15 protein-coding genes and 1 tRNA gene are annotated in these 18,522 nt (G+C 59.5%); 12 read left to right on the top strand and 4 right to left on the bottom strand.

Annotated features, from left to right (window positions below; translation table 11 throughout):
- Nucleotides 1–29: 29 nt before the first annotated feature.
- A complete protein-coding gene (locus MUN80_RS07640; RefSeq protein WP_244721853.1) occupies nt 30–1,916 on the top strand; it encodes a capsule assembly Wzi family protein in 1,887 nt (628 codons plus the stop codon).
- 68 nt (nt 1,917–1,984) lie between these two features.
- On the opposite strand, the gene MUN80_RS07635 is transcribed toward MUN80_RS07640, so the two are convergent.
- Nucleotides 1,985–2,443 (bottom strand): QcrA and Rieske domain-containing protein, encoded by a 459-nt coding sequence (locus MUN80_RS07635; RefSeq protein WP_244721851.1) that lies wholly within the window; start codon nt 2,441–2,443, stop codon nt 1,985–1,987.
- A 153-nt stretch (nt 2,444–2,596) separates the two neighbouring features.
- On the opposite strand from MUN80_RS07635, the gene MUN80_RS07630 reads away from it, so the two are divergent.
- The 5 genes from MUN80_RS07630 to MUN80_RS07610 all read left to right on the top strand — a co-directional run bounded on the left by MUN80_RS07630 (nt 2,597) and on the right by MUN80_RS07610 (nt 7,829).
- Nucleotides 2,597–2,950, top strand: coding sequence for a hypothetical protein (locus tag MUN80_RS07630; RefSeq protein WP_244721848.1), 354 nt, complete (start codon nt 2,597–2,599; stop codon nt 2,948–2,950).
- A gap of 24 nt (nt 2,951–2,974) precedes the next feature.
- On the top strand, nt 2,975–4,813 hold the full coding sequence (locus tag MUN80_RS07625; protein WP_244721845.1) for an ABC transporter ATP-binding protein: 1,839 nt from the start codon (nt 2,975–2,977) through the stop codon (nt 4,811–4,813).
- Between the two features lie 139 nt (nt 4,814–4,952).
- Nucleotides 4,953–5,549, top strand: coding sequence for a hypothetical protein (locus MUN80_RS07620; protein WP_244721842.1), 597 nt, complete (start codon nt 4,953–4,955; stop codon nt 5,547–5,549).
- A 9-nt stretch (nt 5,550–5,558) separates the two neighbouring features.
- On the top strand, nt 5,559–6,152 hold the full coding sequence (gene lpcA, locus MUN80_RS07615) for a D-sedoheptulose 7-phosphate isomerase (protein ID WP_244721839.1): 594 nt from the start codon (nt 5,559–5,561) through the stop codon (nt 6,150–6,152).
- 138 nt (nt 6,153–6,290) lie between these two features.
- On the top strand, nt 6,291–7,829 hold the full coding sequence (locus MUN80_RS07610; RefSeq protein WP_244721837.1) for a YifB family Mg chelatase-like AAA ATPase: 1,539 nt from the start codon (nt 6,291–6,293) through the stop codon (nt 7,827–7,829).
- Nucleotides 7,830–7,905: 76 nt separating this feature from the next.
- Here MUN80_RS07610 and MUN80_RS07605 read toward each other — a convergent pair.
- A tRNA-Lys gene (locus tag MUN80_RS07605) sits at nt 7,906–7,981 on the bottom strand.
- Between the two features lie 233 nt (nt 7,982–8,214).
- Between MUN80_RS07605 and MUN80_RS07600 the strand changes: the two genes are divergently transcribed.
- A complete protein-coding gene (locus MUN80_RS07600) occupies nt 8,215–9,255 on the top strand; it encodes a quinone-dependent dihydroorotate dehydrogenase (RefSeq protein ID WP_244721834.1) in 1,041 nt (346 codons plus the stop codon).
- Nucleotides 9,256–9,271: 16 nt separating this feature from the next.
- Here the strand turns inward: MUN80_RS07600 and MUN80_RS07595 are convergent, their stop codons facing one another.
- Complete coding sequence (locus MUN80_RS07595; RefSeq protein ID WP_244721831.1) at nt 9,272–10,378, bottom strand: acyloxyacyl hydrolase; 1,107 nt, start codon at nt 10,376–10,378, stop codon at nt 9,272–9,274.
- Between the two features lie 274 nt (nt 10,379–10,652).
- Here MUN80_RS07595 and MUN80_RS07590 point away from each other — a divergent pair, with 274 nt between their 5' ends.
- The 3 genes from MUN80_RS07590 to MUN80_RS07580 all read left to right on the top strand — a co-directional run bounded on the left by MUN80_RS07590 (nt 10,653) and on the right by MUN80_RS07580 (nt 13,387).
- Entirely contained in the window at nt 10,653–11,396 is a 744-nt protein-coding gene (locus tag MUN80_RS07590) for a porin family protein (protein WP_244721828.1), read from the top strand.
- A 324-nt stretch (nt 11,397–11,720) separates the two neighbouring features.
- Nucleotides 11,721–12,410: a porin family protein gene (locus MUN80_RS07585; protein WP_244721827.1), complete on the top strand. Its 690-nt coding sequence runs from the start codon at nt 11,721–11,723 to the stop codon at nt 12,408–12,410.
- 143 nt (nt 12,411–12,553) lie between these two features.
- Nucleotides 12,554–13,387, top strand: coding sequence for a porin family protein (locus tag MUN80_RS07580; protein WP_244721826.1), 834 nt, complete (start codon nt 12,554–12,556; stop codon nt 13,385–13,387).
- Nucleotides 13,388–13,631: 244 nt separating this feature from the next.
- Here the strand turns inward: MUN80_RS07580 and MUN80_RS07575 are convergent, their stop codons facing one another.
- The gene (locus MUN80_RS07575) at nt 13,632–14,999 is read right to left on the bottom strand and encodes a dipeptidase (protein ID WP_244724847.1); all 1,368 of its coding nucleotides are present in this window, start codon (nt 14,997–14,999) and stop codon (nt 13,632–13,634) included.
- A 360-nt stretch (nt 15,000–15,359) separates the two neighbouring features.
- Between MUN80_RS07575 and MUN80_RS07570 the strand changes: the two genes are divergently transcribed.
- Nucleotides 15,360–16,010, top strand: a complete 651-nt coding sequence (locus MUN80_RS07570; RefSeq protein WP_244721820.1) for a response regulator — start codon at nt 15,360–15,362, stop codon at nt 16,008–16,010.
- Between the two features lie 91 nt (nt 16,011–16,101).
- Nucleotides 16,102–18,462: a sensor histidine kinase gene (locus MUN80_RS07565; protein WP_244721817.1), complete on the top strand. Its 2,361-nt coding sequence runs from the start codon at nt 16,102–16,104 to the stop codon at nt 18,460–18,462.
- The last annotated feature ends 60 nt before the right edge of the window (nt 18,463–18,522 follow it).

The raw sequence follows: 18,522 nt of genomic DNA, 5'->3' as shown, positions 1-18,522 counted from the left end.
CCCTACCAGCAGCCTCGCCCCTCGTTCTTATGAAGAAACCGCTAATCCTTTTTGTATCGGCCCTGGGCTTCCTGGCGAGCCGCGCCGTGGCCCAGACAACGACGACGCCGCCCCCCGCAACGGAGAGCAAAGACAACGTCTGGCTGCATTTTGACCATCCGGTGCCGCCGCCTCCCCCACCCGGCACCGATTTGAGCCCGGCCATGCAAGGCCCTACTTACGTGCCGCTCGACCAAGACACGTACCGGCTCATCGACCGCTACGTTATCAAGTACGGCCCCGATACGCTGCACGACCCCTACACTGCCGTGCGGCCCTACCACCGCAAAGCAATAGCCCGGCTGGGCCAGCGCATTCTGCAGGACAGCAGCACGGCCGCATCCCTTTCAGCAGCCGACCGCTTCAACGCCGAATATCTGCTGCGCGACAACTGGAATTATCTGCCCCAGTCGCAGTACGTGCCGCTGAACCGAAGCCGGCGGCCCTTCCTGAAGAGCTTCTACCAGTACCAGACCGACTTGTACAACGTCAAGACCGAGGACTTTACGTTGCGCGTGAACCCGGTGCTGCTGTTGCAGGTAGGCAAGGACACCGAAACCAACGGCATTCAGTACGTCAATACCCGCGGCGTGCAACTGGAGGGTAGTATCGACGGCCGCCTGGGCTTCTACACGTTTCTGGCCGACAACCAGATGGTAGCCCCGCAGTACGTGCAAACCCGCATTCAGCGCGACCAAATCGTGCCGCACGAGGGCTACTGGAAATACTTCAAAACCGAAGGCAGCAACCAGTATGACTTCTTCACGGCCCGGGGCGGAATTACCTACGCAGCTGGCAAGCACGTCAATCTGCAGCTGGCCCACGACCGGAACTTCATCGGCAACGGGTACCGCTCCCTCATTTTGTCGGACTACAGTGCCCCGTACTTCTTTCTGAAAGTCAATACCCGCATCTGGAAATTTAACTACCAGAACCTGTTTGCCGAGCTGACGGCCCAACGGGAAGTGGCCGACCAGGTGTACCCCAAAAAGTACATGGCCCTGCACCACCTCAGCTTCGACGTGACGCCCAACTTCAACATCGGCGTGTTCGAAAGCACGATTCTGGGAGGCCGCAACCCGGAGCCCGATACTGTGTATGCCAACGGCAAAGTAATACCCGGCCGCCGGGCCCGGGGCTTTGAACTCCAATACCTGAACCCCGTAATTTTCTACCGCGCCGTTGAGCAGAACGTCGGATCAGCCGATAACGCCATCCTGGGCCTCGATTTCAAGTGGAACATTCTGCACCGCGGCCAGATCTACGGGCAATTGGTACTGGATGAGTTCAAAATCAGTGAAATCCGGGCGGGCAGCGGCTGGTGGGCCAACAAACAGGCCTTTCAGATTGGCGGTAAATACATCGACGTAGCCGGCATTAAAAATCTGGACGTGCAGGCCGAGTTCAACTACATCCGGCCCTACACTTACCAACACGAGGAAATCTACACCAACTACCAGCACTACCAGCAGCCCCTAGCTCACCCCATGGGCGCTAACCTCTACGAGCTGCTGGGCGTGCTGAGCTACCAGCCTCTGCCCCGCCTGAATGTGGTGGGCAAGGCCTTCTACACCAAGCAGGGCCTCGACAACGTACCCGGCGTGGACCCCGAGCCCAACTACGGCGGCAACGTACTGAAATCCTATAACACCCAGCGGGTGCGTGACTTCGGCAACACGGTGGGCCAAGGCAATACGACCAAGCTGGTGCATCTCGACCTGACGGCCAGCTACATGGTCAAACACAACCTGTGGCTGGATGCCAAGCAAATCGTGCGCCGCCAGAGCGGGGCAGCTACGGCCGTCGGTAATGGCACCGAAGCTTTTACTTCCGTGGCCCTGCGCTGGAATATTGCCCAGCGCCTGCACGAGTTTTAAGCCGACTGCAGGAGTATAAGTAAAAAGCCGATTTGGCGGGAAACATCCACCAGACCGGCTTTTTGCTTTTAACCCGTTACGCGCAGCGTATTGCCCGTGCGGGATACAGTGTACTTTTTCAGGGCGCGGGCGGCGGGGCCGTTGGCTACCGTCCCGTTGGCAGTGAACATGGAGCCGTGGTTGGGGCAGCGGAACATGCTGGAGCTGGCCTCGAATACAATAGTTGTGCCCTCGTGGGTGCAAGGCGCCTGCACGGCAATGTAGCTACCGTCGGTGAGCTTGGCCACGATTACCGCGTTGCTGGCCCCGTACACGTAGCCCTTTTGCGGGTCGTTCAGAGCCGCGTTGGCCGGCTCAGTCAGGTCCAGGGTGAAGTCGACGCCGGCGGGGCCCGTAGGGCCGCCCCCGGTGCCGGGCGCTGGGGTGGGGTTGTCGTCTTTGCTGCCCGAGCAGCCACCCAGGCAGCCGGTAGCTAGAATGGCGGCGGCACCCATGCCGAAGAGCTGGATAAATTCTTTGCGTTCCATGAAAAGTGAGGCAGAAAAAGGCTGGAAAAGCCGTGGTGGAGAATAAGTGCGGTTCTATCCGTCTACTCGCGCCCAAGCCCCCAAAGGGTTGCCTGAATCACAAGCCGAATCCGGGCCTACCTTTGTAGCTTCTCCTTTTCGGCTTGCCTCCCTATGTCTGACACTACGCTTCTCTACCGGCCCGTTAATCAGCAGGAGCTGGATTTGATTGCCGCTTCGGGCTGGCAAGCCTTTCCGCCCCGCCTGCCCGAGCAGCCGATTTTTTACCCGGTGCTCAATGAAGACTACGCCGCCCAGATCAGCCGCGACTGGAACGTGCCGTTCTACGGCGTAGGCTACGTGGTGCGCTTCGCCGTCGACTCGGCCTACCTGCACAAGTTTCCGGTGCAGAACGTGGGCAATCCGCAGCACAATGAGCTCTGGGTGCCGGCCGAGCAACTGGAGGAGTTCAACCAGCACATTCGCGGCCCGATTGAAGTAATTTCCGAGTTCCGCCGTCCTGCCTAGCGTAACGCCTGCCCTGCTTCCCTGATGAAGACCTACCTCCGCATTCTGCAGTACGCCCGGCCCCTGGCCAATACGGTACCGCTCTACCTGCTCTATACCATCTTCGGCATCTTCTTCGGCATCGGCAACTTAGCCCTGGTCATCCCGATGCTGAACGTGCTGTTTGAAACCACCAATAAGCTGGATGCCCCGGCCCGCCTGCCCGAGTTTGCTCTTACCCTGGACTACGTCACGGGCACGTTCAACTACTTTTTTGCCCAGGTAATTGCCGAGCACGGCAAGCTCGGTGCCCTACTATTCGTGTGTTTGGTGCTGATTACGTCAGTGTTTTTCAGCAACGTGTTCCGCTACCTGAGCTTGCGGCTGGCGGCCCGGGTGCGGGCCCGCGTTATCCGCAACCTGCGCCGCGACCTGTACCACCGCATCATCCAATTGCAGCTGGGCTACTTTGCCTCCGAGAGGAAGGGTGATTTGATGTCGCGCTTCACCAACGACGTGCAAGAGGTGGAAATTTCGGTGGTCAACACCCTGCAGGCCGTCGTGCGCGATCCGCTGACTATTGTGGGCTACTTCGTGGTGCTGTTTTACATGTCGGTCAAGCTCACCCTGTTCACTCTGATTCTGCTGCCGCTGTCGGGCGGTATCATTGCAACTCTCTCCAAGCGGCTGCGCACCCAGGCCAAAACCAGCCAGAGCACCCTGGGCACCATGCTGTCGGTGATTGACGAGACGCTCGGCGGCATCCGGGTTATCAAGGCTTTCAACGCCCAGGACTACATCAAGGGCAAGTTTGAGCAGCAAAACGACCAGTACGCCCAGGCCTCCCGTCGCATCGACAACATCCGGGACCTGGCTTCGCCGTTTTCCGAGTTTGCAGGCGTGATGGTCGTGGCGGGCCTGCTGTACTTCGGCGGCACCCTGATTCTGGGCGGCACTTCCACGTTGCAGGCCGCGGCCTTTATTACCTACATCATCATGTTTTCGCAGGTGCTTACCCCGGCTAAGTCCTTGTCGTCCTCGTTTGGCAATATCCAGCGCGGCCTCGTAGCCGGGGAGCGGGTGCTGAGCATTATCGATACCGAGCCGGCCATTCGTGACAAGCCCGACGCCAAGATTCTGCCCGCCTTCCAGCACCAGATTGAGCTGCGCAACCTGCAGTTCAGCTACGGCGAAAAGCCGGTGTTGCAGGACATCAACCTGATTATTCCCAAGGGCAAAACGGTGGCCCTGGTGGGCCCGTCGGGCGGCGGCAAAAGCACCCTGGCCGACCTGCTGCCCCGCTTCTACGACCCCACCGGCGGCCAGATCCTCATCGACGGCCACGAGGTGCGCGACTGCACCATTCACTCCGTGCGCGACCAAATGGGCATCGTGACCCAGGAAAGTATCCTGTTCAACGACACGATTCTGAACAACATCCGCTTCAATACCGAGGCCACCGACGAGCAGGTAATGGAAGCAGCCAAGATTGCCAACGCCCACGAGTTCATCATTCAGGCTCCGGACGGCTACCACACCTTTATCGGTGACCGGGGCAGCCGGCTCTCGGGCGGGCAGCGGCAGCGCCTGAGCATTGCTAGGGCCATCCTGCGCAATCCGCCCATCCTGATTTTGGATGAAGCCACTTCGGCCCTGGATACCGAATCGGAAAAGCTGGTGCAGGAAGCCCTGACCCGCCTGATGCAGAACCGCACCTCGCTCGTCATTGCCCACCGCCTGAGCACCATTCAGCACGCCGACGAAATCGTGGTGCTCCAGCAGGGTCGCATCGTGGAGCGCGGCTCCCACGAGGAATTGTTGCGGCGCGAAGGCGGCGTGTACCAGCGTCTCAATTCGATGCAAACCAACGGCGTGCTGCCTTAGCGGCCAGTATAATCAGAGGGGGAAATATAGGCCGGGCCAACTGTAAGGGCCCGGCTTGCGTTTATGCCGACAGCCGCCGGCCGATGCCTCCGCAGGGAGTCGTCACCGGCTTTTTTCGGACTTCTAGCTCTTCTCTCCTATGCTTGCTCTCAAACGAATTGTTACCGTGCTGGTCATGGTGTACTTGCTGCTGGCACTGCTGTTCATCTTCAGCCCCGCTACCCGCGACACCTTCGCCTCGACCTTCAACCTGACCGGCCCCGAGGGCCTGACGGCGTTTTACTACACGCTGTTCATCATTGGTGCCATTCTGCTAGCCTTGCACCTGATTACCGAAAACATGGACAGCGCCCTGCTGCGCCGCGAAACGACGGTACTCAATGGTAAAATCAACGAGCTCAAAGCCAAGCTCTACGACCACCAGATTGACCAGCGCGAGCGGGAATTTCAGCAGCGCACCGTGACTACCACCACGTCCGCCGCTCCCGTAACGCCTGTTGCGCCGGCCCCGGCTCCTACTACCGTGTACCAGTCGGGCCCCGTGGCACCGGCGCCGGTATACATCGACTCGGCCATCCCGCCCACGTCCGGCGGTACGGTCACGACGGTCCACGAGGTAAATCCGACTGGTTATCAACAGTCTGACCCCAATCTGACGACGGTACCACCCCAGCGGCCCCAAAGCAGTATTCCGCCCGCATCGGCGGCTGACCTGGACAATCGTCCGACGGTGTAACTTTGCGGTGTGACTGCACCCCTAACTGACCTCATCCGCGCCGAGCTGACCGAAGCGCGTACCGTGCTCGACCGTTTTCTGGCCGACCCCGAAAACCTGTCGCGCATCGAACAAGCCGCCCGCCTTATGGCGACCAGCCTGAAGCAACACGGCAAAATCCTGAGCTGCGGCAACGGCGGCTCCCTCTGCGACGCCCAGCACTTCGCCGAGGAACTCAGCGGCCGTTACCGCCTCGACCGGCCCGCCCTGGGCGCCATTGCCCTCACTGAGGCCTCTCACATGAGTTGCGTGGCCAACGACTATGGGTATGAGCACGTGTTTAGCCGCTACGTGCAGGCCCTGGGCCGTCCCGGCGACGTGCTACTGGCCATCAGCACTAGCGGCAACTCACCCAACGTGCTGCGGGCCGCCGAAGCCGCCAAAGCCAGCGGCATGACGGTCGTGAGCCTCACGGGCAAGGATGGGGGCCAGCTGGCGGCCCTGAGCGACGTGGAAATCCGGGCGCCCCACCACGGCTTTGCCGACCGGGTCCAGGAAATCCACATCAAGGCTATCCACATCCTGATCATGCTGATCGAGCAGTTGGTGGCCGACGAAAAATAAGCGGCCTGCACCAACGGATTTCTTCCGAATAGATTACGAAAAAGCCAGTCCTGCCCGGGGCTGGCTTTTTCGTGTTACGTGACCATAACTTCTTCTATCTTAGCTCCGCATTACTTATCGACTTATTCTTTATCCTCTATGCTTACCAAAACGTATGGCTCGGCCGTGCAGGGCGTCAACGCCAACACCATTACCATCGAAGTAGTCGTATCTCAGGGCACCAATTTCTACGTGGTAGGCCTGCCCGACAATGCCATTAAGGAAAGTCAGCAGCGGATTGAGGCGGCGCTGAAAATGCGGGGCTACCGGATGCCGCGCACCAAAGTGGTAGTCAACATGGCCCCGGCCGACATCCGCAAGGAAGGCTCGGCCTACGATTTGCCCATTGCGCTCGGCATTCTGCACGCCTCCCAGCAGCTGAATACCGAACGACTCGGCGAGTATATCATCATGGGCGAGCTAGCCCTGGACGGGGAACTGCGCCCGATTCGCGGGGTGCTGCCCATTGCCATTCAGGCCCGTAAGGAAGGTTTTAAAGGCTTTATTCTACCCCGGGCCAATGCCCAGGAAGCCGCCATTGTAAATAACCTCGACGTTATTGCGGTGGAAAATATGCAGCAGGCCATCGACTTCTTCGAAGGCCGTCTGGAAATTAAGCCGTTGCAGCTCGACACTCGCACCGTGTTTCAAAGCACGGCCAACCAGTACGCCGCCGACTTTGCCGACGTGCAGGGCCAGGAAAACATCAAGCGGGCCCTGGAAATAGCGGCAGCCGGTGGTCATAATGTGATAATGATCGGGCCGCCCGGTGCGGGCAAAACCATGCTGGCTAAGCGCCTGCCCAGTATTCTGCCTGCTCTCTCGATTCAGGAAGCCCTGGAAACGACCAAAATTCACTCGGTAGCGGGCAAGCTGGGGGCTAATGCTTCTCTACTTACCAGCCGGCCGTTTCGCTCCCCACACCACACTATTTCTGACGTGGCGCTGGTGGGCGGAGGCGGCAATCCGCAGCCGGGCGAAATCTCCCTGGCTCACAACGGCGTGCTGTTTCTAGATGAGCTACCTGAGTTTAAGCGCACCGTGCTGGAAGTCATGCGCCAGCCCCTGGAGGAGCGCCGCGTCACGATTTCCCGGGCCAAGGTCAGCATCGACTTTCCCTCGAACTTCATGCTCATTGCCAGCATGAACCCCTGCCCTTGCGGCTATTACAACCACCCCGAGAAGGAGTGCGTGTGTGGCCCCGGCGTGGTGCAGCGCTACCTCAACAAAGTCAGTGGCCCGCTGCTCGACCGAATTGATTTGCACGTGGAAGTCACGCCCGTCACCTTCGACCAGATGACCGAAACGCGCAAGGCCGAAACTAGCGAGAATATCCAGCAGCGTGTCGAAAAGGCTCGAAAAGTGCAAGTAACACGCTTCCGGGAGTTCCCGGAGATTCACTCCAACGCCATGATGCCTTCCCAGATGGTCAAGGAACTGTGTCAGATCAACGAGGCGGGCCGGGCCCTGCTCAAAACGGCCATGGAACGCCTCGGCCTTTCGGCCCGTGCCTACGACCGAATCCTGAAAGTGGCCCGTACCATTGCTGACCTGGGCGGCTCCGAAGAAATCCGGCTAGAGCACCTAGCCGAAGCCATCCAGTACCGCTCCCTCGACCGGGAAGGCTGGGCCGGCTAATGCCGCCGCACAACCAGCACGTCTGGACCCGCACGAACGAAAAACGCCTCACTTGCAGCGTGCAAGTGAGGCGTTGTGGTGATCCCGCTGGGATTCGAACCCAGGACCCGTACATTAAAAGTGTACTGCTCTACCAGCTGAGCTACAGAATCAGAACCCGAAGGCGAAACGTGATTCGCGTTTCGGGGTTGCAAAAGTGGCATAAACCCGGCTATTGTGCAACTATCAGCTCTATAACTTTAGAATTTTATCCCTTCACCACCCCTAGCCTGCTTAGTATCAAGCAAATAAATTTTGCAGAAAACTTACACACCCAGGGGCCTAAGCAGGCAACATTGTAGCCAAATAAGTAAGAGCTTTGTGACCGGATACCTTCTGGCCCGCTATGTACAAAGCCTTGCTTAAACCCCTGCTTTTCCAGCTTGACGCGGAACAGGCCCACCACTTCGTCTTCGACAACCTCAGGCGCGGCTACCGGCTGCCGGGCACGCCAGCTTTGCTACGCAGCCTATACGACTTTGAGCACCCAGGACTAGAGCGGGAAGTTTTCGGATTAAAATTCCGGAATCCGGTGGGGCTAGCAGCGGGCTTCGACAAGAATGCCGAGCTAACTGACGAGCTGGCGGCCCTGGGATTTGGCTTCGTCGAAATCGGGACGGTGACGCCGCGGGCCCAGCCTGGCAACCCTACCCCGCGCCTGTTTCGACTCCCGCAGGATGAGGCTCTTATCAATCGGATGGGCTTTAACAACGAGGGCGCGGAAGCAGCAGCGCGGCGGTTGAGGCAGCGGCGCTCCGGTATTATCATCGGCGGCAACATCGGCAAGAACAAGGACACACCCAACGAGCAGGCCGCCGCCGATTATGTAGCTGGCTTCGAAGCCCTGTTTGATACGGTCGACTATTTCGTGGTCAACGTCAGCTCGCCTAACACGCCTAACCTGCGGCAGCTCCAGGAAAAGGAGCCCCTGATTCGGCTGCTACAGCAAGTGCAGGAAGTCAACCAGGCCAAACCCCGCCCCAAGCCGCTGTTGCTCAAAATTGCTCCCGACCTCACTGATGGCCAGCTCGACGACATCCTGACGATTGCGGCCGAAACCAAGCTCAGCGGCTTGGTAGCAACCAACACGACCATTGCCCGCGACGCGCTGCATACCCCAGCCACCCAGCTGACTTCCATTGGGGCGGGCGGCCTGAGTGGCCGGCCCTTGCGGCAGCGGGCTACTGAAGTGATTCGCTACCTGCACCGCCGCACCGAAGGCAGTTTGCCCATTATTGGCGTCGGCGGCATAGCCTCGGCTGCCGACGCGCTGGAAAAACTACAGGCCGGCGCGGCTCTGGTGCAGCTTTACACGGGTTTTATCTACGAAGGACCGGCGCTGGTAAAGCGGATCAATCAGGCACTGGTAGCCGGCTCGCAGAAGTAGGGACGTGGCCCGTCAGCTACAACTTCAGGCCCAGCTTGAGCTCAACCACATCGGCTGAGCCGCGGTGTACTTTCAGGTCGGCGGCTCCCCAGAGCTGCCGGGTGAAGTGGTATTTGAGGCCGATTCGCTCGTAGTAGAACTTGTTGGATTTGTAGGGATTATACACGTAAAACCCCAGGTGCGACACCACGGCCAGTTGCCCAAACAGTAGCTCGTGCCCAAAGAAGACACCAGCTTTTTTCACATCGGGCAGCTGCTCGCCGGTCCGGGTCGTGTCGCGCAGCTGGGCCAACAATGACCGGTCGTAGAAGCCCTCGGCGCCCAACAGCAAGTTGCTTTTGCGGTTGACGCGCCGCCCCACCGCCACCGTCACCGACTGTACCGTGTACTTGCGGCGGTCTGACTCGTTGCGCTGCTTAAAACCCAGGCTAGTGCTCAGGTTGAGGAAGTTGTGGCCCACGTCGTCAGGCTCCCTACCCGGGTTGGGACTCAACGGCCGGAACGGACGCTGCTGATGATAGTTGAGCCCCAGAAATACGGTGGGCAGGTTGATACCGAAGTTAGGCTTGGTGGTAGCTCCGTTGGAATAATGATTGAGGCCCACGCCCAGCAGCAGCCCATAGTGGGGCGCCAGGGCCACGTCGTACTCCAGGCGCATCTGCAGCGTGGCGTTCAGGCGGGAGCTGACGATGTTGTTCTTGTGGTTGGTAGCTTGGTCGAAGCGGATCGGGAAAAAACCGACGCCCGTACCGATGCGGAAGTTCAGCTCCTGTCGGGCCGAGCGGTAAAACGACTTGTTGAGGTACACCGTGGCCGCGTACGACTTGCCCAGCACCGGATTGTGGTAGTCGTAATATACCAGGGCCAAACCCACTTTGGGGTATTTGTACCAGGCGTGCCATGGCTCTTTGCCGTTGGTCTGGCGCTGCAGATTCAACTCCAGGCCCGTGGGGTGCGAGGCTACCAGATGCTTCACGGAGGGCGTGTGACCAATAATAAAGCTGCCCTGCGCGTAGGCCCCCACAATCAGCGGGGGTCGGGCATCTGTGGCTATGGGCTGCTGAGCCCAGCCGATAGTACTACCGAGCAGCAGAGCCCCGAGCAAACCGTAGCGAATCATCATAGAAAAATAAATCCAAGCTCCTCCAAAAGTAGCTAAACCCAAGCAAGCCCCGACGGAAACGCGCCATTATTCTGCACCTCGCAACAAGCTGAAACCGATGAGCTTTCCCGGAAACAGATTAATTATCATTGGGTTAATTCTAAAGTAATTATGGGCTCGGCCGCAACAATCCCGGGCGGCTTTACGCTATTAGGCCTATCTAACCATTTTTCGAAGCGTGTCTTTCACCTGAAACCACACTTTTTCCACCCCCCATCTTTTCGTCTCTCCTACCATGAAAAAGTATCTAACCATTGCCTTAGCCTTAGCTGCCACTTCCGCTGCTCACGCCCAAGATGCGGGCGGTTTCCGCCTCGGGGTAAAAGTCGGCGGTACCTATTCCAATATCTCCGGCGACAACGTTTCGCAAATCACCGGTACCAATTACAGCAGCGACCTGGGCGACTACAAGGTGGGCTACAACGCCGGTGTGAGCGCCAGCATTCCGCTGAGCAGCGACGGGTTTTTCTCCTTCGCCCCCGAGTTGTTATATAACCGCAAGGGCTACGAAATCAAATCCAAGCAGACGGCGGGCCTGCCCAGCGGGACCTCCTCGGTAGAATTTGAGCAGCAGCGCGTACTGCACTACCTGGATGTGCCCCTGCTGGCTAAAATCAACGCTGGTGGCCTGTTCTTCGAGCTGGGCCCGCAGGTAAGCTACCTGTTTGGCTCCAAAACCAAGCAGCAGACCACTACCAAGTACAGCAACGGCACCAAGGACAAAGTGGAAGACAACAACGGCTTCCAGGACTACACCGGCGTAACCCGCGACGATGCCGACAAGTCGGACTTGGCTCAGTTTGACATCAGCGGCGTAGCCGGCCTGGGCTACCAGACAGAAGGTGGCTTGAGCGTGGGCCTGCGTTATGCCCGCGGATTTAACTCGCTGATTGATTCGAAAGACACCAAAAACGACCCCAAAGCTTTCAACAACGCTTTCACGTTGCAGTTGGGCTACTTGCTCCCACTGGGCAAATAAGGCTCGTTTAGCATTGGCAAAAAGTGGCTGCTCCCAACGGGCAGCCACTTTTTTTATCTACCGACCAGTCTGGGCGGCTTACTTGCACAGCTGAAGCTACACTGCCAGAACCTGGTGATTGAGAGTATAGCCTACCGCAGTATAACTCTGGGTTTTAGTTGCTGGCAGGCTCCCCGTACCAGTTTGCTCTTGCTCAAAAAAGCTCCATTCTAAAGCCAGAATGGAGCTTTTTTCGTTTATGGGTTTCCTAGGCGGAAGCACTCTGGCATATTTTTCGCCTAAGCTGAACCGACAAGTTTCCTTGTACCTCAACCCCCATGTACCATGAAAAAGACCGTAATTGTATTAGCCTCTCTGCTATCGGTCGCGACGATTAGTGCTTCCCGCGCCCAGGGTGTTCGCCTGGGGCTCCGGGCCGGCGCCAATTACTCTAACTTAGCTGGTGACGTTCAGAACGAAAGCACCTACAACAACAAAATCGGCTTCCTGGGCGGCGTAATGCTCAACGCCGACCTAAGCGGCGACGGGTTCCTGTCGGTGCAGCCCGAGATTCTGTTTTCCCAGAAAGGCTTCGAGAATAAGCCTACCGAGTACAAATATCTGCTCACCACCCAGAAGCGGGAAGGCAAGGTAAATTACAACTACCTCGACGTGCCGGTGCTCTTCAAGATCAATGCCAGCGGGCTGGTGCTCGAAGCCGGTCCGCAGTACTCCTACCTGATTAGTGTGAAGGATGAAACGAAGGTAACTACTACCTCGAGCATAAACGGCAACTCTACGACCTCCACGACCAACAATCAGAAGGACCTGAGCAAGCTCAACCGCAATGAACTGGGCTACGTGGCCGGCATCGGCTACCAGGCCGAAAACGGCGTCAGCCTGAATCTGCGCTACACCGGTGGCTTCAGCGACTTTGTGAAGAGTGACGACGGCAGCTACTTCAACGGGGACCTGGGCAAAGCCCGCAATTCGGCCTTCCAGCTTTCCCTGGGCTACCTGCTGCCCAATAAGTAATTTGTCGTACGGCGACACAAGCCCGGCTTTTCCTCGGAAAGGCCGGGCTTTTTCGTGAGTGCCGCATGCAGCAAGGCCCAAACTCTGCTTAGCTTTACTCCCTGTACCGGGCCTTTGAGCACCGCTGTTCCCTTTCTTCGTCCATGAAAAAAGCTTTTCTGATTGCCTCTACTCTGCTGCTGGCGGGCAGTATCAGCCAGGCGCAAGTGCTGCGCGTCGGACTCAAACTCGGGGGCAACGTGTCGAATGTAGTGGGCTACGATGCCAGAGAAAGCAACTGGCGGGTGGGCGCCCATGGAGGCCTAATGGCCCAACTGCGGCCCAGCTTTTTGCCCAATTGGAGCCTGCAGACCGAGGCACTCTATACCATGAAGGGCGACAACTCGCTGCAGTATGGCCCCAGCGTGATGACTCACTTCGCCTACCTCGACGTGCCGGTGCTGCTGCAATACCACTGGGACGAGCTGTTCTTTGAGGCCGGGCCCCAGTTCAGCTACCTGCTGGAGGCCACGCCGGCCTCGCCCACGCTGGTGCTGCCCGGTAAGTCGAGCTTTCGGGACCAGTCGTACGGCTTTGCAGTGGGCTTTGGGTACCAGGATAAATCGGGGGTGCAGATTGGCTGGCGCTACAATGCCGACCTGACTAACGTGCGTAAGCCTGTAGCCTTCGTCAAAGAAAAGCCGCTTGATGGGGCCCAGCTCGCCGACGATTTGCTGCAGGACCAGGTACAGGTGCGCCTGCGCAACAGCGTGATGGAGCTGTATCTGGGCTACAACGTGGGCACGGGCCAGCTCGGCGGCGCCCTGGTTGATGCCGGCACCGGCATTGGGCGCGGGGTTAAATTCCTGGTAACAGCTCCCTTCCGCCTGTTCCGGAAAAAGAGCCGCGCCACGCCCACGGATGCCGCCCCCGCTACCCCGGCCACTACAACACCGCCGACGCCTACTCCCGCTCCGGCCACTACGCCCAAGCCCTAGCGCTGAATCATTGTGTCCTTGCCAGGACCCAGGTCATGCTGTGCATCAAGCGGCGTCAATCCGTTCCTTGAAATGGGCTGAGGCCTCTAAAATGAAAAGCCCTAACGCCTGAGTAGACGTTAGGGCTTTTGATGTAAAATAATGTCACCAGCAGAGGACGGATGGTTTCGGCTCTGCTTAATGCGCAGAAAGCTCGCAAGGCCTCCGGAGTATTAGCACATCAGCACATTTCCTCACTAACTCCTTATTTGCCCGTCATTGCGGCGGCGTAGTTGCGGTAGAAGTGCGGGATGGTTTCGATGCCCTTCAGGAAGTTAAATACGCCGTAGTGCTCATTGGGCGAGTGGATGGCGTCGGAGTCGAGGCCGAAGCCGAGCAGGACGGTGTCGAGGCCGAGCTCGGTTTTGAACATGGCCACAATCGGGATGGAGCCGCCACCGCGGGTGGGGATGGGGCGCTTGCCGAAGGTGGTTTCCATGGCGTCGGCGGCGGCTTTGTAGGCTACCGAGTCGGTGGGCGTCACGACGGGCTCCCCGCCGTGGTGGGGCTTCACCTTCACCGTCACGCTGGCCGGGGCAATGCTTTCGAAGTGCTTCTGAAACAAGGCCGTAATTTCGTCGGAAGTCTGGTGGGGCACCAGGCGCATCGAGATTTTGGCGTAGGCCTTGGAGGCAATAACGGTCTTGGCACCCTCGCCGGTGTAGCCGCCCCAGATACCGTTCACGTCGAGCGTGGGCCGGATGCTGACGCGCTCCGGCGTGCTGTAGCCTTTCTCGCCGTGGATGTCGGTCAGGCCGATGCTTTGCTTAAACTCGTCGTCGGAGTGCGGGGCTTTGGCCATTTCGGCCCGCTCCTCAGCTGAAAGCTCGTCGACGTTGTCGTAGAAGCCGGGAATGGTAATGTGGTTGTTCTCGTCGTGCAAGGAGGCAATCATCTTGCACAGGATGTTGATGGGGTTGGCCACGGCACCACCATACAGGCCCGAGTGCAGGTCGCGGTTGGGGCCGGTTACCTCCACCTCGTGGTAGCTCAGGCCGCGCAGGCCCACCTCGATGCTGGGCGTGTCATTGGCAATCATGCCCGTGTCAGACACCAGAATGACGTCGGCTTTGAGCTTCTCCTTGTTTTCGCGCACGAAGATGCCCAGGTTGTTGGAGCCGACTTCCTCCTCGCCCTCAATCATGATTTTGATGTTGCAGGGCACGCCGCCTTCCTGCATCAGCACCTCGAAGGCCTTGACGTGCATGTACACCTGGCCCTTATCGTCGCAGGCGCCGCGGGCGTAGATCTTGCCGTCCTTGATGACGGGGTCGAAGGGGCCGGACGTCCAGAGCTCGTAGGGGTCGGCGGGCTGCACGTCGTAGTGGCCGTACACGAGCACCGTGGGCAGGCTGGGATCAATGATTTTCTCGCCGTAGACGATAGGGTTGCCGGCCGTCTGGCACAGCTCCACATTCTCCACGCCCACTTCTTCGAGGCGGGTTTTGAGGTAATCGGCGGCGCGCAGCACGTCGCCGTGAAACTTAGGATCGGCCGAAACCGAGGGAATACGCAGCCAGTCGAGCAATTCGCTCAGAAAACGCTCTTGGTTGCTTTCGAGGTAGGAAGCCATGCGGGAAGAATTAGACAAGATGGGATGTGGCGTAAAAGTAACACGCCCGCACGGGAATGCGGCAAGCTCCCGTACCCGACCGGCCACCGGCCGCACCAGCCTGTTGAGACTCGACCAGAGCAGTAGCATTTTTACCCGCCGAGCTTGGCTTTCTGCTCGACAAAAGGTTAAAATTCCTTGTCCAATCCTTCCGTATCACGTACGCTACCTGAGAAATACGCCATTCCTTTCTCGGCCAGAGTCGTGAGCAGCTCCCCCTTGCCTGCTGGGCCGAGCTGCCCATCTGGTTCCTGATTGGGTGGTGCAGTGATCTGCTTAGGCTGCCAGGCGGCGGCGCGTCACCCACCAATTGCAAGCACTATGACCCGGCTTTTCTTAGTTGACGACCACCAAATCATTCGCGACGGACTCCGCTCGTTGCTGGCAGCTGAGCCCACCCTGGAAGTAGTAGGCGAAGCCGGCAACGGCGAAGAGCTGTTGAGCCAACTGCCCTCTACCCCAACCGACGTAGTGCTGCTGGACGTGAACATGCCCACGCTCGACGGCTTTGCCACCGCTGCCCGTCTGCGCGACGAATACCCCGGCATCCGGGTGCTGGCCCTGTCGATGCTCAACGACGAAAGCCACGTGGGGCGGATGCTGGAAAGCGGGGCCCACGGCTACGTGCTCAAATCGGCGGGCAAGCAGGAAATCTTCCAGGCCATTGAGGCCGTCATGGAGGGCCGACGCTACCTGGGCTCGGAAATTGGCATGAGCATGCTCACCAAAGTGCTGCAAGCTCCCGCTGCTACTCCCGACGCGGCAGCAGCCAAGGCCGGCGGACTGTCGAGGCGGGAAATGGAGGTGCTGCAGCTTATTGCCGAAGGCATGACCAACGCCGAAATTGCCGATAAGCTCTTTACCAGCAAGCGTACCGTCGAAACCCACCGCCAGAACATCATCGAGAAAACCCAGGCCAAAAACACCGCCGCCCTGATTCGGTACGCCGCCCGCAACGGCCTGCTGCAATAATTACTTCTACGCTCCGCTTCCGTCTTCCCGCCCTGCTCGCCCCTTCGCCCCTCGTTCTACATCTTTTCTGCAGCCCGCACTACTTGCACCTATGAGCGCACTGGATTTGACCTACCCAGCCAACGCCGACCACCAGGGTACTCCCCTGCGCGATGCGCAACGGGAACAACTGATAACCCAAAATGTGGCCGGCAAAACGCCCGAGCAGGTGCAGGAACTCGTGCGGCAACTGCAGGAGTACCAGCTGGAGCTGGAGCTGCAGAATGAGGAACTGCAGCAGGCCCAGCTAGAAGCCCAGGCCGCCCGGGCCCGCTACGAAAACCTCTACAACGTGGCCCCCCTGGGCTACGTGACCCTCGACGCACAAGGCATTATCGGGCATCTCAACCCGCGGGTGAGCCGCTATTTTAAGACCGAGGCCGAGCACCTACTGGGCCGGCGCTTTGCGGTATTTGTGTTGGAAAGTTACCGGGAAGCCTTTCAGGACTTTTTCCGGACTACCCTGGCCAGCCCCACCGACGTAAACTACACGCTCAAGGTGCAGCTTCAGGCCTTCGATGGCACCATCTTCGATGCCCGCCTCGATGCCATGGCCGCCCCCGATGCCAACGACCAGCCTGGCTGCCGCCTGGCCCTGGCCGATATTTCAACCCTGCAACAGGCCATCCGGCAGCGGCGCGAGCAACAGGAAAGCCTTGACCGGGCCCTCACGGCCAGCCAGCAGGGCATGTGGGAGTGGAGTTTTGCCGACAACCAGCTGCGCTGGGACCAACGGGCCCAGGCCTGCTTCGGGCGCGCCCACGACCCCAATCCAGCGTCGTTTGACGTGCTGGCCCAGGCCGTGCATCCCGGCGACCTGCCCACTGTGCTAAAAGCCCTGCACGCCTGTATACAGTACGGCGCCCAGCTCGACCTCACCCACCGCGTGCTGTGGCCCGATGGCTCGGTGCACTACGTGGCGGCCTACGGCCACACCGTAGCCAACGCCCAGGGCCGGCCGCACTGCCTCAGCGGCCTGATGCGCGACGTGACGGCCCGCTATGCCGCCGAGGAAGAGCTGGCCCACAAAAACCGCCTGCTGGAGCACGTCCTCGACAATATGCCCGTGATTTTGGGGCGCGTAACACCCGAGGGCCGATACGTAGAGATGGTGGGCGCGGGCCTGCGCCGCGTGGGCGTGGCCGACAACCAACTGGTGGGCTACACGGTGTTTGATACCTTTCCCAGCTTAGCCGAGCCCGCGAGGCGCCTGCTGGCCGGCGAGCAAGTCAACTTCGTGGGCGCGGCCGAGCACGAGGGCCAGCAGGTGTACTACCAGAACTACGGCTACTTCGACCAGCAGCGCCAGCAGGGCGTGTTCTTTGCCATCGACGTGACCGAGACCGAGCAGGCCCGCGAAAAGCTGCGGCAGGAACGCAACTTCGTGCGCAGCCTGCTTGACCACAGCACCGACGGAATCCTGGCCTTCGACCAGCAGGGCCACATCACGGCTTGGAACCAGGCCATGGAGCACCTCACCGGCAAGACCGAGCCCGCCATGCTTGGCCAAGCGCTGTTTGACCACCTGCCGTTCACCCCTGATTCGGGACCGGGCCAGGTGATTCAGGCCCTGCTCAGCGGCGAGGCCCGGCCCCGCACCCACCTGTCGTTTTCCCCGTCCGGCTCGCGCCACTTCGACGTGACGGCCATTCCTCTGCCCCCACCGCCCGAGGCCACCGGGGGCGGCCTGCTGATCTTGCGCGACGTGACCGAGCTGACCCGCTTGCAAACCGAAGCCACCCAGACCCAGCTGCGCCAGCAGCGCGAGGTACTGCAGGCCGTGCTGACGGCCCAGGAAGAAGAGCGCCGTCGCATCTCGGAGGCCTTGCACAATGGCATCGGGCAGCTGCTGTTTGCCGCCAAGCTCAACGCCGAGCATCAGCTGCAACTGCCGCCCGGCACGCCCAACAAAGTGCTGGACTTGCTCAATGAAGCTATTCGGGCTACCCGTACGGTGTCGTTTGAGCTTACCCCCATCGTGTTGGAAGACTTCGGGCTGCAATCGGCCTTGCAGAAGCTCACCCAGCACCTGCCGCCCGGCCAGTTACAGCTGCACTCCCACTTCCAGGGCCTGGAGCAGCCCCGCCCCCACCTCATGGACCTGGCTATTTACCGCATCGTGCAGGAGTTGGTCAATAATGTGCTTAAGCATGCTCATACTCTTGAAGCTACCCTACACGTGGTGCACGAAGACGGAGAAGTGTACCTGAGCATGGAAGACAACGGCGCGGGCTTTCTGCCCACCACGCCCTCGGCCCTGTCCAAAACCCTGGGCTTGGCCACCATCCGCAACCGGGTGGCCCTTTTTGAGGGCACCATCGAGCTCAACTCCCTACCCGGCCGCGGCACCATCGTCACGATTACCCTCCCGGTGCAGACGCAGCTCCCAGTGGGGAGTAGGGCTGGTATCTGAGCAGCCCGGGTTGTATTGTCCACGGCTTGGTAGCGGCGGGGTACAGCTTCTAATCATATC

The organism is Hymenobacter cellulosivorans (genome assembly GCF_022919135.1).
GTDB classification, from domain to species: Bacteria; Bacteroidota; Bacteroidia; order Cytophagales; family Hymenobacteraceae; genus Hymenobacter; species Hymenobacter cellulosivorans.
The sequence above is the reverse complement of the archived record's forward strand: the minus strand, read 5'-3'. Positions and strand labels throughout refer to the sequence as shown.

Excerpts from the sequence above, each read along its gene's own strand:
- MUN80_RS07565 (WP_244721817.1), top strand. The coding sequence starts at position 16,102 with ATGAGCGCACTGGATTTGACCTACCCAGCCAACGCCGACCACCAGGGT.
- MUN80_RS07590 (WP_244721828.1), top strand. The coding sequence starts at position 10,653 with ATGAAAAAGTATCTAACCATTGCCTTAGCCTTAGCTGCCACTTCCGCT.
- MUN80_RS07580 (WP_244721826.1), top strand. The coding sequence starts at position 12,554 with ATGAAAAAAGCTTTTCTGATTGCCTCTACTCTGCTGCTGGCGGGCAGT.
- MUN80_RS07630 (WP_244721848.1), top strand. The coding sequence starts at position 2,597 with ATGTCTGACACTACGCTTCTCTACCGGCCCGTTAATCAGCAGGAGCTG.
- MUN80_RS07600 (WP_244721834.1), top strand. The coding sequence starts at position 8,215 with ATGTACAAAGCCTTGCTTAAACCCCTGCTTTTCCAGCTTGACGCGGAA.
- MUN80_RS07595 (WP_244721831.1), bottom strand. The coding sequence starts at position 10,378 with ATGATGATTCGCTACGGTTTGCTCGGGGCTCTGCTGCTCGGTAGTACT.
- MUN80_RS07640 (WP_244721853.1), top strand. The coding sequence starts at position 30 with ATGAAGAAACCGCTAATCCTTTTTGTATCGGCCCTGGGCTTCCTGGCG.
- MUN80_RS07610 (WP_244721837.1), top strand. The coding sequence starts at position 6,291 with ATGCTTACCAAAACGTATGGCTCGGCCGTGCAGGGCGTCAACGCCAAC.
- MUN80_RS07625 (WP_244721845.1), top strand. The coding sequence starts at position 2,975 with ATGAAGACCTACCTCCGCATTCTGCAGTACGCCCGGCCCCTGGCCAAT.
- MUN80_RS07575 (WP_244724847.1), bottom strand. The coding sequence starts at position 14,999 with ATGGCTTCCTACCTCGAAAGCAACCAAGAGCGTTTTCTGAGCGAATTG.
- MUN80_RS07635 (WP_244721851.1), bottom strand. The coding sequence starts at position 2,443 with ATGGAACGCAAAGAATTTATCCAGCTCTTCGGCATGGGTGCCGCCGCC.
- MUN80_RS07570 (WP_244721820.1), top strand. The coding sequence starts at position 15,360 with ATGACCCGGCTTTTCTTAGTTGACGACCACCAAATCATTCGCGACGGA.
- MUN80_RS07585 (WP_244721827.1), top strand. The coding sequence starts at position 11,721 with ATGAAAAAGACCGTAATTGTATTAGCCTCTCTGCTATCGGTCGCGACG.
- MUN80_RS07620 (WP_244721842.1), top strand. The coding sequence starts at position 4,953 with ATGCTTGCTCTCAAACGAATTGTTACCGTGCTGGTCATGGTGTACTTG.